This window comes from Corynebacterium yonathiae, from assembly GCF_027570195.1.
Lineage (GTDB): Bacteria > Actinomycetota > Actinomycetes > Mycobacteriales > Mycobacteriaceae > Corynebacterium > Corynebacterium yonathiae.
Genome location: NZ_JAKMUZ010000001.1, coordinates 90127 through 105488, shown reverse-complemented (window position 1 = coordinate 105488; position 15362 = coordinate 90127). Strand labels below are relative to the sequence as shown.

Annotated in this window: 13 protein-coding genes; 9 read left to right on the top strand and 4 right to left on the bottom strand. The window is 56.9% G+C overall.

Going from position 1 to position 15362, the window contains the following annotated elements:
• The first annotated feature begins 19 nt into the window (after positions 1 to 19).
• The 5 genes from L8V22_RS00525 (at position 20) to L8V22_RS00505 (ending at position 4410) form a co-directional block, all read left to right on the top strand.
• The gene (locus L8V22_RS00525) at positions 20 to 694 is read left to right on the top strand and encodes an NAD(P)H-binding protein (RefSeq protein ID WP_238800890.1); all 675 of its coding nucleotides are present in this window, start codon (positions 20 to 22) and stop codon (positions 692 to 694) included.
• Positions 695 to 714: 20 nt separating this feature from the next.
• On the top strand, positions 715 to 1698 hold the full coding sequence (locus L8V22_RS00520; RefSeq protein ID WP_238800891.1) for a nucleoside hydrolase: 984 nt from the start codon (positions 715 to 717) through the stop codon (positions 1696 to 1698).
• Positions 1699 to 1880: 182 nt separating this feature from the next.
• Positions 1881 to 2591, top strand: a complete 711-nt coding sequence (locus tag L8V22_RS00515) for an ECF transporter S component (protein ID WP_269966375.1) — start codon at positions 1881 to 1883, stop codon at positions 2589 to 2591.
• The gene (locus tag L8V22_RS00510; RefSeq protein ID WP_238800892.1) at positions 2591 to 3283 is read left to right on the top strand and encodes an energy-coupling factor transporter transmembrane component T family protein; all 693 of its coding nucleotides are present in this window, start codon (positions 2591 to 2593) and stop codon (positions 3281 to 3283) included. Before L8V22_RS00515 ends, L8V22_RS00510 begins: the two co-directional genes overlap by 1 nt.
• Positions 3274 to 4410, top strand: coding sequence for an ATP-binding cassette domain-containing protein (locus L8V22_RS00505; RefSeq protein WP_238800893.1), 1137 nt, complete (start codon positions 3274 to 3276; stop codon positions 4408 to 4410). The genes L8V22_RS00510 and L8V22_RS00505 overlap by 10 nt, the downstream gene beginning before the upstream one ends.
• 80 nt (positions 4411 to 4490) lie before the next feature.
• On the opposite strand, the gene L8V22_RS00500 is transcribed toward L8V22_RS00505, so the two are convergent.
• Together L8V22_RS00500 and can are read right to left on the bottom strand one after the other, a co-directional pair.
• Entirely contained in the window at positions 4491 to 5066 is a 576-nt protein-coding gene (locus L8V22_RS00500; protein ID WP_238800894.1) for a TetR/AcrR family transcriptional regulator, read from the bottom strand.
• 192 nt (positions 5067 to 5258) lie between these two features.
• A complete protein-coding gene (can, locus tag L8V22_RS00495) occupies positions 5259 to 8072 on the bottom strand; it encodes an aconitate hydratase (RefSeq protein WP_238800895.1) in 2814 nt (937 codons plus the stop codon).
• Between the two features lie 327 nt (positions 8073 to 8399).
• Between can and L8V22_RS00490 the strand changes: the two genes are divergently transcribed.
• From L8V22_RS00490 to L8V22_RS00480, 3 genes are all read left to right on the top strand, one after another.
• Entirely contained in the window at positions 8400 to 8858 is a 459-nt protein-coding gene (locus tag L8V22_RS00490) for an Rv1476 family membrane protein (protein WP_238800896.1), read from the top strand.
• 1723 nt (positions 8859 to 10581) lie between these two features.
• Positions 10582 to 12036, top strand: coding sequence for an NlpC/P60 family protein (locus L8V22_RS11670; RefSeq protein WP_238800897.1), 1455 nt, complete (start codon positions 10582 to 10584; stop codon positions 12034 to 12036).
• 31 nt (positions 12037 to 12067) lie between these two features.
• Positions 12068 to 13141 (top strand): ferrochelatase, encoded by a 1074-nt coding sequence (locus tag L8V22_RS00480; protein ID WP_269966372.1) that lies wholly within the window; start codon positions 12068 to 12070, stop codon positions 13139 to 13141.
• Here the strand turns inward: L8V22_RS00480 and L8V22_RS00475 are convergent.
• Positions 13138 to 13911: a hypothetical protein gene (locus L8V22_RS00475; RefSeq protein ID WP_238800899.1), complete on the bottom strand. Its 774-nt coding sequence runs from the start codon at positions 13909 to 13911 to the stop codon at positions 13138 to 13140. The two genes, L8V22_RS00480 and L8V22_RS00475, sit on opposite strands and share 4 nt — an antisense overlap.
• Before the next feature lie 33 nt (positions 13912 to 13944).
• On the opposite strand from L8V22_RS00475, the gene L8V22_RS00470 reads away from it, so the two are divergent.
• Positions 13945 to 14784, top strand: a complete 840-nt coding sequence (locus tag L8V22_RS00470) for a DUF3097 domain-containing protein (protein WP_238800900.1) — start codon at positions 13945 to 13947, stop codon at positions 14782 to 14784.
• On the opposite strand, the gene L8V22_RS00465 is transcribed toward L8V22_RS00470, so the two are convergent.
• On the bottom strand, positions 14781 to 15359 hold the full coding sequence (locus L8V22_RS00465; protein ID WP_238800901.1) for a MarR family transcriptional regulator: 579 nt from the start codon (positions 15357 to 15359) through the stop codon (positions 14781 to 14783). The genes L8V22_RS00470 and L8V22_RS00465 overlap by 4 nt on opposite strands.
• Positions 15360 to 15362: the final 3 nt, after the last annotated feature.

Below are 15362 nucleotides of genomic sequence, written 5' to 3'. Positions count from 1 at the left end.
ATTGTTACGGTGGGGAGGCATGGCTGATAAGAAGAAGATTTTGTACATCGGTGGACACGGCAAAGTCGGCCTTCTAACCGCCCCAAAGTTGGTGGACGCCGGCCACGAGGTTCATTCCCTTATCCGTAACCCTGAGCAGAAGCCCGAGATTGAAAAGCTCGGTGCAACCCCAGTTGTGGCGGATATTACCGAGCAAACCGTGGAGCAGTGGGCGGAGCTTCTCACCGCTTATGATGCCGTTGTCTGGGGTGCCGGCAACGGCGGCCGTGGTGGGGCAGACCTTACCTGGGCTGTGGACCGCGACGGTGCCCTCGCCACCCTCGATGCTATGGACAAGCTCCAGCAGGAGGACAAGAACCTGCCCGCCTACGTCATGATTTCCTATATTGGTTCCCAGGAAGCAACCACGGATCCTGCCGATGAGAAGTGGTATGCCTACGTCGAGTCCAAGAAGGAAGTAGATAACCGGCTTGTGCAGGCCGATTATCCGCACCTCATCCTCAAACCAGCGATGCTGACCGAGGAGCCGGCTAAGGGGCTAGAGCAGATTGAAGATACGATGCTGAAGGAGTCCCTGACTTCTTCGCGCGAACTCGTTGCGGAAGTCATCGTCGAAGCCCTTGGCCGCGAAACCCTGCCGGAATCCCCGCTTGCCTTCATTGATGGCGAAAATCCGGTGGGCTCCGTCAAATAAAAGCTAAACTGGCGGGCATTATGACTGTCTCGCGTCCAGCTGTACTCATTGATTGTGACCCCGGCATAGACGATTGCCTCGCCCTGGTGTACTTGGCGGGGTTGCATCATGCCGGGGAAATTGAGCTGGTGGGCGTTACCACCACGGCCGGCAACGTGGAGGCGTTCCAGACTGCGGCCAACGCTCGCTGGATTCTGGACCTCTGCTCGCTTGCCGACGTCCCCGTTGCCCCCGGCCAGCCCGGGCCACTTAAGGTAGATCTCACCACAACTCCTGAGACCCATGGTCCGACGGGATTGGGCTACGCTACCGCGCCCGAGACTGCCGCCGCTGCCGTCACCGCGGCGGGTGACCGTGATTGGCGGCAGATGTGGGTCGAAGCATTAGAAGCCCATGCCGATCTGCAACTTATTGTGACCGGACCGGTTACTAATCTCGCCGCATTTGAAGAAACCCATAGCCCAGCTGCCGCTCAGTTTGGCGCCATTTCCATCATGGGTGGCGCGGTCAATTACCGCGGAAATACCACCCCGACCGCAGAATGGAATTTCTGGGTTGACCCGCACGCCGCTGCACAGCACTTTCATGCAGCTGCCGCGAATGTCCTCACCACATTGTGTTCCCTCGAAGTAACGGAACAGTTTCTCATTACTCCGCAGCGCTTGGAAGAAATCATGGAAGTTTTGGGTGAGCACCCCGTGACACAAATCCTCCCCGAGGCGCTGCGTTTCTATTTCGAATTCCATAAGGCGCAAGGGGAGGGCTATCAGGCCCAAATCCACGACCTTTTGACCTGCATGATTGCTCTAGGAAAGGTCGACTACGCGGCGACTGAGACCACCATGGATGTGGAAGCACAATCACCTCTGCTGCGAGGAACGAGCGTTGCGGATCTGCGCGACCATTGGGGCCGAGCCGACAATGCGTGCCTTGTAACAAGTGCCGATATCGAGGCCGCGCACCAAGAATTCGCGCGGGGATGTGCACTATTAGCTTCGCACTAGTGGCTTTTGTCCAACAGAACCTTTACTATTATCCGCGGCGCATGTACCGTACGGGTTCTCTTTCCGAGGTGACATAGGAAAGCAGCACCGTCCGGGGTCGGCGTTTACTCTGCCCTTTTTTCTTCCTTTGGATTTGGACTTTTACCGTGTCACAACTTTCTCTCAGCCCCGCCCGCAGGGCTATGGTGTTCGCGGGTGCGCTTATCGTTGCCGCAACCTGGATCTACCTCGTACTTTTACGCCCTACCGACTGGGAATCAGTAGCTGGATCCAGCGAAGCGCTTTTTACCCTCGCCGGATACCTGATTGGCGCCGCGCTTCTTCTCGCGGGCACCGTACCAGCCCTGCCAGCGCGCACCATTGCCATCATCCCGGTAGCACTAGTGCTCAATATTGTCGTGGGCGAAATTATCGGGAGTATCGGTGTTCCCCTTTATATTGATTCTGTGGGAACTATCTTGGTAGCCGCGCTCGCCGGCCCCATTGCCGGCTTGGCTACCGGAACGCTGTCTTCCGACGTATGGGGACTGCTTAACCCCGCCGCCTTGCCCTTCGCTGCGGTGTCTGCCGCCACCGGGTTCCTGTCCGGAGTTCTAATCAAAAAGGGAGCGTTCACCAAGGTGTGGTGGGTCATCCTCAGCGGCGCTATCATCGGCATCATTTCCGGCATGCTCGCCGCTCCGGTGGCTGCCTTTGTCTATGGCGGCACTGCAGGCCTTGGCACAGGTGCGGTTGTCTCGCTCTTCCGCGAGCTGGGAAATTCCCTCATCGCCTCGGTTACCCTGCAGTCGTTCATCTCAGATCCCCTGGACAAGGCGCTAGTTTTCCTCATCGTCTGGGCCGCGGTGAAGGCATTGCCGCAACGCACCCGTGAATCGCTGCAGCCACGCTGATGAGCCGCCTACATCCTGCCACCGTGGTCACCATTGCGGCCTGCGGCTGGATTCTCACTCTGGCACTAAATACCCCGGCGGCGTCGGCAAGCGTGCTACTCATCGCCCTTATTTGTGGTACCGCGTCTACGCGCAACGCTTCCGTGGCCTTGACTACGGTTGCGCTAAGCGCTCCAGCCGCCCTTTCCATGCTGGTCATTCATGCCCCCTACGGTGAGACCCCAGTAGCGCCCTTGCTCACTGCCGACGGCCTGGCACTCGCCGGCAGCCTCACACTCCGCTTCTGTGCGCTCATGGCCTGCTTCATCGCAGCGATGGCGGCGCTGCGCATCGCGGATATCGCCAAATGGCTGCAAATCTCCCGTGCCGGACACAAGGTGGCGTATGTGGTTGGGTCCTCCCTACAGACCCTGCCACAAGGTGCGCACGCCTGGCGCTGCGTCCGCGACGCCAACCAATTAGCTGGAATCACCATAACCTGGCGCAGTACTATCTCTCGTGTCATTATTCCCGTAATCGCTCGCCTCCTCATCCAAGGAACTCAACGCGGCCAGGCCCTGGCCGCCATCGGGTTCGACCAGGAAGGGCAACGCAGTTTGTTGCGACCCGTTGCCGATTCGAGGCTCTCCCGAGTCTTACGCCTCCTTATTCCGCTAGTGTGCCTTGCGGTGGTGATTATTAGATGGATCTAGACCAGCTTCGGCCCACCCCTGGGACGATAGTGCAGGTAGTCGTCGAGCCTGATAAAGCAGTAGAAGATATTGCGGCGCAGCTAGCAAAATCCCTGTCCACCGCAGCAATCATCGGCACGGATGCTTCCGCACAAATAAGTTTCCTACGCGCGACCTGCATTGAAGAAGTAGTACTAGGCCTGGAACACGCGGGTGTGCCTGCGGAGGAGATGCAAGTCCGCGGGCAGCATATGCTTCGCGCAGTGGGTCTTTCTTCCTACAGTGAACATAACCCTGCGCAGCTGTCTGGAGGACAAACTCGCAGGTTAGCCGCAGCTTGTGTAGCCATCTGCAAGCCCGCGATCATGATCATTTGTGAACCCGCAGCTGGTCTCGACTCAGAGTCGCGCGCACAAGTGGTTAACCTTTTGCAGGCAATGCCGCATACCTGCGTTATTGCCGTATCGAGCACTACTTGGCCGGAGCTGGGCGGAGAAATCATAGGAGCTGAACCACGCGTAGCACCCCTTGAGCTGCCGCGGATATATACGCGCGGACAGCAGGGGAGCATAGGCCCGCTAACTGCCCGGCGAGGACCAAAGAAGAAGAAATGGTGGCAGTTCTCCCAGCCCACCGGAACGACCTTTAGCGTCGGTCCCGTAGAAATCCCCACCGTGGAAGCCGGGGTGACGTGGTTGCGCGGTGATAATGGCAGCGGTAAAACGTCGCTCTTGCGCGCCGCCGCCGGGCTTGATGGCGCGGGAGTTGTACGAAATCTTCCCGCTCTCGCTATGCAGTCGCCGTTTGACCAGGCGGCCTTTTCCACGGTAGAGGAATTTGTGCCCAATGAAACATTGCGCAATCTGCTGGGATTAAAACCTGCTGATCATCCCCTAGATTTATCATCGTCGCGCCTGCGGCTTGCGCAAGTTGCTCACGTCATTGGGCAGCACCGCCAGAAAGTACTGCTCGACGAGCCAGATACCTTGCTTTCTGCCGCGGACCGATGGCTCATGCACCAGCTAATCCACTACGGCCTACAGTCCGGAAGTGCCTTAGTGGTTACCTGCCATGATCCTCAGTTTGTGGCGGAAATATCAACCTACGCCGATGTCACGGAGGAGAAATTGCCGCCACCGCGCCGCTGAGCACAGGCGAAAGCTCCCGGCTACAGCCCGCTTCAAGTAACAAGCAACCGGGAGCTGCATTGGGGTGGGGAGGGGCGAGATTAATCCAGGTTGGCTTGACCGCCGCGGATGGATTGCTCTACTAAGTCAAGGACTTTTTCCAGCTCTGCGGTCTCGCCCAAGGCGAGCCGGTTGATGAACCCATCCATAAACACCTCTAGATAGATAGCCAAGGTGTCGATGTCGACGTCATCACGCAGGCGGCCCTTGTCCGCATTGGACGCCAAACGGGCGCGCACGGCCTCGCCACGAACCGACTGGTTTTCCTTCCATCTAGCGGCGAAGGAAGGATCGGTACGAAGGAGAGAAGTGATTTCCAAGCGAGTGGCTAACCAATCGTGACGCTCAGGATGCTGGAGCATCTCACGCATAACTTCAACCAAGCCATTATGAGCTACGACTTCTGCCTGACGGGCGGCATCTTCTTGCGCCAAGGCAAGAAAGAGAGACTCTTTATCACCGAAGTGGTGGAAGATTGCGCCACGAGATTTGCCCGTTGCCTGTTCTAGTAGACGAACTGTAGCTCCCTCGTACCCGTGCTCTGCAAAACACCGGCGAGCGCCTACGAGAATGTCGTGCCGACGGCGGCTGAGTTCAGATTCGCTGACGATGGGCATAGTAGGCAAATCTCCTTAATGGGGAACGTCTATAGAATAATAAATCAGTAATTTTGAATAAGAATAAAAAATAAGCGACGAAACGCGGGGCCGCAGCGCCCTCCACTGGGGAGTGCGGTGCAACCCCGCGTTATCGACTGAAGCTAGGTCCTTAGCTCCTTCAGGTGGGCATAAGGATTGTGCGAAAAGCGCCTAGCTCTTGACCATTTGGCGCAGAACGTACTGCAGGATGCCGCCGTGGCGGAAGTAGTCAGCCTCACCCGGGGTGTCGATGCGGACGTCAGCGTCAAACTCGACGGTCTCGCCGGACTCCTTGGTGGCGGTGACGTGGACGGTCTTGGGGATGGAGCCTTCATTGAAGGCGGTGATGCCCTCAATATCGAAGGTTTCAGTACCGTCCAAGCCCAAGGACTCGTGGGACTCACCCTGTGGGAACTGCAGTGGGATAACGCCCATGCCGATCAGGTTGGAGCGGTGAATGCGCTCGAAGGACTCAGTGATTACAGCCTTGACGCCGAGCAGGTTGGTGCCCTTTGCAGCCCAGTCACGGGAGGAACCGGTGCCGTACTCCTTACCAGCGATGACTACCAGTGGAATGCCGGCTTCTTTGTAGTTCTGGCAAGCATCGAAGATGAAGGCCTGTGGGCCGCCTTCCTGAGTGAAGTCACGGGTGTAGCCACCGGTGACATCGACCAGCTGGTTTGCCAGGCGAATATTCGCAAAGGTACCGCGCATCATGACCTCGTGGTTACCACGGCGAGAGCCCAGGGAGTTGTAGTCCTTGCGTGCAACGCCGTTTTCATCGAGGTACTGCGCAGCCGGGGTGCCCGGCTTAATAGCGGAAGCAGGAGAGATGTGGTCGGTGGTGACGGAGTCACCCAGCTTCGCCAGAACGCGAGCGCCCTTGATGTCCTCAACCGGGTTTGGCTCGGTAGGCATGCCATCGAAGTAAGGAGCCTTGCGGATGTAGGTGGAATCCTCATCCCACTTGAAGGTCTCACCTTCCGGCACGTCCAGGTTGCGCCAAGCCTCGTCACCCTTAAAGACGTCGGCGTAGTCAGCCTCGTACATCTCGCGGGAGATAGCGGACTGAATGGTGTCCTCAATCTCCTGCGGGGATGGCCAGATGTCCTTCAGGTAGACATCGTTGCCTTCCTTATCCTGACCCAGGGGCTGTGCATCAAAGTCAAAGTCCATGGTGCCGGCAATGGCGTAGGCGATGACCATGATTGGGGAGGCCAAGTAGTTCATCTTGACGTCCGGGGAGATGCGACCCTCGAAGTTGCGGTTACCGGAAAGAACCGCGGTGGCAGCAAGGTCATTCTCATTGATAGCTGCAGATACCTCATCCGGCAATGGGCCGGAGTTACCGATACAGGTGGTGCAACCGAAGCCGGAGAGGTAGAAGCCCATTGCCTCGAGGTCCTTCCAGAGGTCTGCACGCTGGAAGTAACCATCAACTACCTGGGAACCAGGTGCGCAGATGGTCTTAACCCACGGCTTGGACTGGAGGCCCTTTTCTGCTGCCTTGCGGGCAATAAGACCTGCGCCCACCATCACGGATGGGTTGGAGGTATTGGTGCAGGAGGTGATGGAGGCGATAGCGACCATGCCGTGGTCCAAGGTGAACTCGCCACCGTTTTGGGACTCAACGGTAATTGGGTTGGAATGACGGCCCTTTGCGCCAATAGCGGAGGACTCGCCGTGGCCCTCGCGAGCTTTGTTCAAACCGCCGGTGACGTCCTCCAATTCCGGAGCGCCTCCCTCTGCGGACATGCGCTTTGCCTCAACAGAGGTTTCGTCGACGCAAACTTCGTCGGTGGTGTAGTTGGACAAATCCTTGCGGAACTGCTCCTTGGCTTCGGTCAGCAGGATACGATCCTGCGGGCGCTTTGGGCCAGCAATAGAAGGAACAACGGTGGACAGATCCAGCTCGAGGTACTCGGAGTACTTTGCCTCCGGGGCATCCTCTTCCAGCCACATTCCCTGGGCCTTGGCGTATGCCTCAACGCGGTCAATCTGCTCCTGAGGGCGGCCGGTGAGCTCGAGGTACTTGGTGGTCTCCTCATCAATTGGGAAGATCGCCGCGGTGGAACCGAACTCAGGAGACATGTTGCCGATGGTGGCGCGGTTAGCCAGTGGAACGGACTTGACGCCGTTGCCGTAGAACTCTACGAACTTCTGAACAACGCCGTGCTCGCGCAGCATCTCAGTAATGGTAAGTACAACGTCGGTTGCGGTAACACCGGTTGGAATCTCGCCCGTCAGCTTGAAGCCAACGACCTTCGGGATGAGCATGGATACCGGCTGGCCGAGCATCGCAGCCTCTGCCTCGATGCCGCCGACGCCCCAGCCCAGAATGCCCAGACCGTTTTCCATGGTGGTGTGGGAGTCGGTACCGATACAGGTATCTGGGTAAGCGAGGCCCTCGTTGTCGAATACAACGCGGGACAGGTACTCGATATTTACCTGGTGGACGATGCCGGTTCCCGGAGGTACAACGCGGAAGTTGGAGAAGTTCTCAGCACCCCAGCGAAGGAACTGGTAGCGCTCCTCGTTGCGCTGGTACTCAATTTCAACGTTCTTTTCCAGTGCATCGGTGGAGCCGAAGGCCTCAACGATGACGGAGTGGTCAATAACCATCTCAGCTGGGTTGAGCGGGTTGACCTGATCTGGAGTACCACCCAAGGCAGAGACCGCCTCACGCATGGTGGCAAGGTCAACAACGCAAGGAACGCCGGTGAAGTCCTGCATGAGGACGCGTGCTGGGGTGAACTGGATTTCGGTGTCTGGCTCCGCTTCCGGGTCCCAGTTTGCCAGGGCGTTGATGTGGTCCTTGGTTACGTTCTTGCCGTCCTCATTGCGCAGCAGGTTCTCTGCTAGCACCTTGAGGGAGTAAGGCAACTTCTCCAAGCCGGAGACGGTGTTGATGTCAAAGTAGTCATAAGACTTGCCGTTGACGTCAAGGGTCTTCTTGGCATCGAAGGAGTTCAAGCTTTCAGTCACAGGGAGCTCCATTCCTTGTTGATAAACAGTGTGTTCTGTTTGGTACTCGTCGTCTGTCGTCACTACGGGGCGGTGCTCTGCGCCGGCGGTCACTATTGTGACGGGACGCGACCATGGGGCCCGCAGCGTTGAAGGCGACAAAGAACGCGATGGTTCACCTAGATATTGTAGAGGCTAAAACCTTCGGTCGCTGCCATTGTAACAGTACAAGCGTTCTGTTTTCACCTTTTCGCAAAATCCGGCGAGTTGAGGGAGTGAGTTCCCTCAAGCTGCCCGTATCTTGGGGGAGTAGAAGTTTAGGGTCCTATATATAAGGAAAGGATTCGCATGGTTCCCGCAGGGGTAGATATATCTGACTTGGCGGATCAGCTCGAAGAGGATGGCGTGGCCTACACCGCCCCGGCGCTTAGTCACGATGTCTCCCTCAATGCGGATGTGAGCAACGGGTTGCGGGGCGGCGACGGCGTGGCCGTGGTCGATGTGATGGATGTTCGGGCACCCGACGTTCGTGATATTGCCCAAGAGCTTCAAGAAGCAACGGGCCTGAACACGGTCATTGTTCAGACCCCACAACATGTCTCTTCGGTTAGTGATACTTATAGTCGAGCCGACATTGAGTCGGTGCAGACGCAACTGGCGCCTGGACTTAACCAGGTGGACCTAGTAACTGAGTACTACGGGGGACTAGACCAAATCAGCTTTCCGGTGACCACGGTCGTGGGAACGGTGGCTGTGATTGCTGTGTTCGTCTTGATTAATTCTTTCATGGTGGCAAGCCGACACTAGCCTGAAGGGGCGTAAGTGAGCCCCCTGGGCATCAAAGGTGGGGGTGCCGCGAGGCAGAAATCAGGATTCGAAGTTTCAAGTATCGCCTCTTGAACAAGGGGGGTAGGTAAATAGGTTTGTTCGAGAAAGTTTCAGAGTAAAAGCTAAAACATTGCGAACCGGCCTTGGGTGCGGGGGAGGACACTTGCTTAATGATCTCTAGGGGTGAGCAAGGGGCACCAGGCGATGACGAACAAAATGCCGTCTCGATGATCTATCGGAGCGGTGGAATCAACTCAAGGTTGAATGACGTAACAGGGGGTCGTATCTGGTGGCGACGCGCTCTGGAGTGTCATTGAAAAGTGTGAGGAGGGCAGGGGAGGGGGCAAAGTAAACTCTTAGGGGTTGACTCGGGGTAGGGGAGTAGTCGGCCTGCTTCCATATCAACCAAAGGGGGACCGGTTTGAAAGGTGGACAATTGAATCAAGTAGTGATTAAAGTCACAATAACGGGTTGGTAACAAAATCATCGCAGGTTAGGTGCTCATGTTGAGTCATGTGAACCAACTTGACTCACGTGAATTGCGGGAAAATTGTGCGAAGCGGGCGTGTCGTGACGTATGGTTCGGTTGTCGACTCAGGAGACATTTCTTGCGTCCTGGGTTCATGGGCTTAGCCTTGACTGTCACGAGAGAACTCGCACGGGTATGTGGGGAAGCACGCCTCGAGCGAATGAGGAAACTTCGAGTGGCCGTTCTTGGGAGTCAATGAACCGGGCTCAATCGAACGTGATTGGGGACGCAGGTGAAGAACTTGAGCGATTGCAATGTTCGAAAAAATAAACATCAACCCACCTTCCGTTTATGAGGTGAGACGGGTTCATTAGAACTCCACCGTGTGGAAATTTTGGGGCGAATCTTTCAATCGGGCAGAGCGCAAAGCTCTTAACCGCGAAAGGGGCGCACGGATAGGTCCATAGGGTTTGGGTCTAGGAACGCCGAATCACTCCGCCAGGGCCAGTTTCGTGTGGCCTGTTCATGGTTTGTGGCTGCTTGCCCTCGACGGCTCAGGATTGTTGAAAGGCTAGACCTTTTAGCAAGGCCAGTCGGCGCCGCGGCGAGACATGCCAGAACCCGTAGAGCAGTTCTCACGGCGCTCAGTGCAATAGGACGTGATCGGGGCATGCGGAATCTTGGGTTGTAACACGCATCCTGGAGCGTATGTTGCCAATATCGCGAACGAGTAAGTGGACTTCGCAGTCGTGGGAATTTTTGCTGTGAACAATGGATATGTGTAGACCTTTTGGTCTTGCTTGTTGATTTTGGACGAGTAGACCTTTAGTCAATCCAGCTGGAACTTTAGTCGTCTGATTTTCGCTGTTGTGGGGAAACAGTAGCGATTCAGGGCAGCCGGCTGGAGTGCGATAGAAGTCAGGTTTCCAGTCACCGCAAGAAGGTCCCTGGACTGTTGAGCGATCCGCCGAAAGAGCACGCCCGGAGTGAAGTCTTAGCCAATTGGGGCAGTCCATAATCATCTACCGCTCTAGTGTCTACGGGCGCTTGAGAAAAGCTTCGTGTATCTAATTTCATCATCTCGAAGCAATCTCCAGTTGCTCTATTCTGGCATGCGATAACGCCTGCGTTTGTGCGAATTGTGCAGGCGGGGAGCCCGGGCATTCCTATGTCCGGAAGCTGTTATGGGCGCTTCTTAAAGGAACTGTGTGGGTCCAATCTAGGAGTATTTCAGTGGCCACCATTCGCCTTCCGCGCATTCGACATGTTCGCGCTTTCCTTGCTGCAGTAGCAGGTACCGCAGCCGTATCAACACTTTCCACCGTTGCGCCAGCAGGCGCTGATGAATCACCAGCGTATAACGCTGGTGCAGTCCAGGCGCACGACTCAGAGCGCGCGGCAATTGACCGCGCGGTTACCAACGCCGATTCTCTACAGGGGGCTGTTGAGACCTCGCGTGAAGAGTTAAGTCGTGCGGAAGCTGATGTTGCTGGAGCCGAAAACCGAATCGCTCAGATCCACAGCCAAATAGAACAAGTAAGCGGCGAACCTGGGGCGAATGAGGAGTACCTTGCTAGCCTGCAAGGCGAGTTGGACCGAGCGAACAAGGATAAGCGAGATGCCGAGAATCGTGTGGTGCAACAGCGTCGAGAACTGGCGCAAAACGAAGCGCGACTGAACGCTACCCAAAGGTTTGCGGAGGCAACTTTTGCTCGCCAGCAGGGGGCGGAATCTCTAGCGGCGAATGGAAGCGGCTTTCAGCTCTCTGAACAGGACACCTTTGATTCCAAGCCAAATCAAGTTAATGAGCTTGACGAACAAGGGGATTCTGCTTCCGTCTTGGTCAACTCTGAGGACTTGACCGATCAGGACAAGTCAGAGACCTTTACTGATGAAGTGGTCGGGGAGGGCTCCCCGCAGGCTCCTTCTGTCCCGGACGCATCCAACAATCTGGAAGACCGAGGGGCTGTCAACCAAGGGGGTACTACTCCTGAAGCTGAATTTGGAAACGCCCTCAATCAGGGTGCTACCCCAACGTTCCAGAACGTCGACTTTGCAACTGGATCCTCTGTAAATGATGCGCTCGGACTTGCGAATGATATCGCCGCGGCAGTTGACGAGGACGATGTGCGCACCCTGATGCAAGGCTCATCTGACTTGCTTGGATTGGGGAGCCCGAATACTGCACCTGCTGCGAGCGCTGACGCTCCTGAAGTAGATGAGGTAACGGAGTCCGAGGGAGCCATTACAGGTGCAGATGCTGGGCGCGATACTCAGATTGAAGCCGTTATTGCTCGTGCCGAGTCTCAGGTGGGCGTCCCTTATGTTTGGGGAGGCGGCGATAATAACGGTCCTACTGGCGGGCTTCGAGACGGCGGAGTGGCTGACTCTTTCGGTGATTTCAATCAATCGGGTTTCGATTGCTCGGGTCTCGTGAAGTACGCCTATGCGGCAGCTGGCCTGGATCTGCCTCACTACACTGGTGCACAGTATCAGCAGGGCAAGAAGGTCCCTCGCGACAACGCGAAGCGTGGTGACCTTATTTTCTACGGGCCTGGTGGCAACCAGCACGTAGCTATCTACCTAGGCGACGGCCAAATGATTGAAGCGCCGCAGTCTGGTCAGACTGTTTCAGTGGTTCCAGTTCGCTGGGGTGGCGCTACTCCCGACGTCGTGCGCCTTCTCTAATCTCCAACTTTCGGTTGGTATTGTTTAGGGCATGACTGACGCACAACAGAATGTCCAAAACTTTGACGCCCTCCTCGTCCTTTCTTTCGGTGGCCCGGAAGGAAACGAGGAGGTCGTTCCATTTTTGGAGAACGTTACCCGTGGCCGAGGCATTCCTCGCGAACGGCTTGAAGTAGTGGGCGAGCACTATTATCACTTCGGAGGCGTAAGTCCGCTCAATGCGCTCAACCGCGAAATTATCGATCATGTTGATAACGAGTTGAAAAGACGCGGACATAATCTACCGGTCTACTTTGGTAACCGAAATTGGCACCCTTTTGCCAGTGAGACTGTGGAGAAGATGTCTCAGGACGGGGTTCGCAAGGTAGCTGTCTTCGCAACTTCCGCATGGGGTGGGTACTCCGCGTGCCGGCAATATGACGAGGATATTCAACGCATGCGCGAGCATCTGGCGCAGCAGGGCCTGCCGGAGATTGAATTCACCAAGATTCGCCAGTTCTTTGATCATCCGAAATTTGTGGCCGAAATGGCCGCTGCCGTAACAGAGGTCTGGGATCAGGTTCCGGAAGATAAGGATGAAACTTCGCGCCTACTATTTACCGCCCATTCGGTTCCCGTTGCGCACGATAACGTAGGCGGCGCGGAAGGTGATAAGAACCTTTACTCCCGCCAGGTGGCAGAGGCAGCTAGGTTGGTGGCGTTGCAGGCAGGCATTTCTGATTATGATCTTGTCTGGCAGTCTCGCTCAGGCAATCCACGCACTCCGTGGCTAGAACCAGACATTGTTGACCACACCACGGATATCCACCGCAAGGAGGGCATCGACACGGTGGTGGTATGCCCAATTGGTTTCATCTCCGACCATATGGAGGTTATTTGGGACCTTGATTCGGAGCTACGAAAGGCAGCGGATGAAATGGGTGTCAAGGTCCTGCGCACCCGTACCGCAGGCCCGACCCCGCGCTTTGCGGAGATGGTGGTCGATCTTGTGGAAGAGTTGGAGGAGGGCCGCGACTGGGAGCTTAGTGGTCAGGTTACCGTCCAAGGATGCACGGTCAATGGCGCGCCATGTGCGGCGGGGTGTTGCGATATTTGGAACCGTTAACGCGCAAATTCTCCTAGGGCATAAGACACGCCCGTCATGCGGGCCTGGCGGATGTGGCGCCAGAGGCGGAGCAATTGCGGGTCGAGGCTGTGATCATTGATGCGGTCGGTAACCGTTTCGATGATTGCGGCTACTCGGTCGGCGCGGGCAAAAAGTTTGGCTGCGCGTGCCGGCGTCGATGGGGGAAGACCGGGCGTGTCATAGAAGTCGCTGAGTGTTCCCACGGTGAGACGAGGGTTGGGCAATGCTTCAGTGCTATATCCGGTTGAGGCGATGAGGTCCGCGGACTCATTAGTTGCTTGGGCGAGGAGGGCATCGGCTTCGCCGGGACTAAGCCAGGCTGGCGCAGGCAGCTGCTGCTTTTCGACGACCACTTGCCAGGCCGTATGGCTGTGGCGAATGTGGGGAATGAGAGCCAAGTTTCGCAAGGGATCATTGGTGCGAACTATGATTGCCCCGGCAGAACTTTGAACAGCTGCGTGATAGGACTCCGATCCTGCGGGTAAGGAAGGAGGCTCTCCTGGCCCGGAAAGCGCAAGGCGCACAATGGGCTCGGCGCCTCTACCGCGCTCGGCGGTAAGTTCGGCGGTCTCTGCGCGCAGTAGCGCCAGCACATCGGCGAACGGAGCTTCGTCCACGCCCTCCGGACGCCCGCCTAGTTCAGTGAGCGCATCCAATAAATCATCGGTGGATTCGTGTCCCCACAGCCATGACCCCAGCCAGACAGCAGTGTTTTGTAAAGGTGACCATACTTCGGCGCGCATATCCATGGCGAGCCAGTCTAGTAGATAGACTATCGGGCCATGAGTTTTGATCCTTATGGCGGAGACATTTTTGCTGGCCACTCGCGGTCGAAGCCGCGGCAATACCCTGAAGTACCTGCTGAGCCCGGAATGGTAGTAGAAGTGCGTGGCGATGATTTTGTAGGGGCTGTCATGGGGGTGGACAAAACCGTTTTCGGCGAGGTGGTACGCCTTGAGGATCGCCACGGGGTGGAGCGCGTCTTCAATCTGGTTAAGGGTGGTTTCTTGGTGGAGGGTAAGCCGGTGACGCTTACCCGGTACGTCGAAAAGCAGGCACCCCGTAAAACCAACTCTGGTTCGCGACGTGTTGAAAACGTGGAGGCCAAGGTCGCCGCGCCATCGCGCATTTGGGTTGAAGGCGTGCACGACGCCGCCATTGTGGAAAAGGTATGGGGCCACGACCTGCGCGTGGAAGGCGTAGTGGTGGAATACCTTGAAGGCCTAGACAACTTGGAAGAACGCCTGGCGGAATTTCAGCCCGGGCCTGGTCGCAGGGTCGGAGTTTTGGCGGATCACCTCGTCCAAGGTTCCAAGGAAACCCGGTTGACGGAAGCCGTGGGGGAGCATGTCCTAGTTACTGGACATCCATTCATCGATATTTGGGCAGCGGTGAAACCGCAGCGCGTTGGCTTGCGCGCATGGCCAGAAGTACCGTATGGCGAAGATTGGAAGACCGGCATTTGCCGCCGCGTGGGGTGGAGTGACCCGAAAGACGGGTGGCGACATGTATATAACGCCGTGCATTCTTTCCGCGATCTCGACTCCAGCCTGATTGGCGCGGTGGAGCGGCTCGTAGACTTCGTCACAACACCTGAATTGAGCAAGTCTGATTTGCTCTAGGGGTAGGTGAGGTTGGCGCGTTCAATCAGGTTGACGGCCAACTGCCATCCCGCCATTTCTGCGCTCCAGCCGGCCGCCTGAAGGCGCTGGGACATGGCTTGTTTGGAAATGCCTAACTCTTCGGCCGCTTCATTTTGGTTAAGTCCCGCGCGTACCAAAGAAGTAGCCTCGCGCCCCTCGATCGTGCGCTTGTGGAGTACGTATCCGAGCAGGGCAAAGGTGGCCGCAATATCGCTTGCCTCGGAAGCACGGCCGCGCTTATTGATCTTGGCGTAGACCTGCCCCATGCGTGCGGACTTCTTTAGTGCAGCGGTAGCTACCTGGCGCGCGCCTTCCTCGTCTTCTTGGTTGCCTGGGCTAATCCCGATGCCGATGGCCCAGTCGCCGTCGGCAAGCAGGGCCATGACCACGTCGCATACGGCCGTTGCTGAGTCAACTACGGCGCAGATATCTTCCACTCCAAGGACATGGAACTCGCCTACGCCGTTGAGGGTGGATAATGCCGATGCGGATCGCTGGACTAACTCTGCGCGGCGCACAGAGCGGCCGCGGTAGCGGGCGTGGACAGCAAGCACAGA

Bases quoted from the DNA above. Each gene is read 5' to 3' on its own strand.
- L8V22_RS00490 (WP_238800896.1), top strand. From the start codon at position 8,400: ATGGTTCCCGCAGGGGTAGATATATCTGACTTGGCGGATCAGCTCGAA.
- L8V22_RS00475 (WP_238800899.1), bottom strand. From the start codon at position 13,911: ATGGATATGCGCGCCGAAGTATGGTCACCTTTACAAAACACTGCTGTC.
- L8V22_RS00520 (WP_238800891.1), top strand. From the start codon at position 715: ATGACTGTCTCGCGTCCAGCTGTACTCATTGATTGTGACCCCGGCATA.
- L8V22_RS00470 (WP_238800900.1), top strand. From the start codon at position 13,945: ATGAGTTTTGATCCTTATGGCGGAGACATTTTTGCTGGCCACTCGCGG.
- L8V22_RS00505 (WP_238800893.1), top strand. From the start codon at position 3,274: ATGGATCTAGACCAGCTTCGGCCCACCCCTGGGACGATAGTGCAGGTA.
- L8V22_RS00480 (WP_269966372.1), top strand. From the start codon at position 12,068: ATGACTGACGCACAACAGAATGTCCAAAACTTTGACGCCCTCCTCGTC.
- L8V22_RS00510 (WP_238800892.1), top strand. From the start codon at position 2,591: ATGAGCCGCCTACATCCTGCCACCGTGGTCACCATTGCGGCCTGCGGC.
- L8V22_RS00500 (WP_238800894.1), bottom strand. From the start codon at position 5,066: ATGCCCATCGTCAGCGAATCTGAACTCAGCCGCCGTCGGCACGACATT.
- L8V22_RS00515 (WP_269966375.1), top strand. From the start codon at position 1,881: ATGGTGTTCGCGGGTGCGCTTATCGTTGCCGCAACCTGGATCTACCTC.
- L8V22_RS00525 (WP_238800890.1), top strand. From the start codon at position 20: ATGGCTGATAAGAAGAAGATTTTGTACATCGGTGGACACGGCAAAGTC.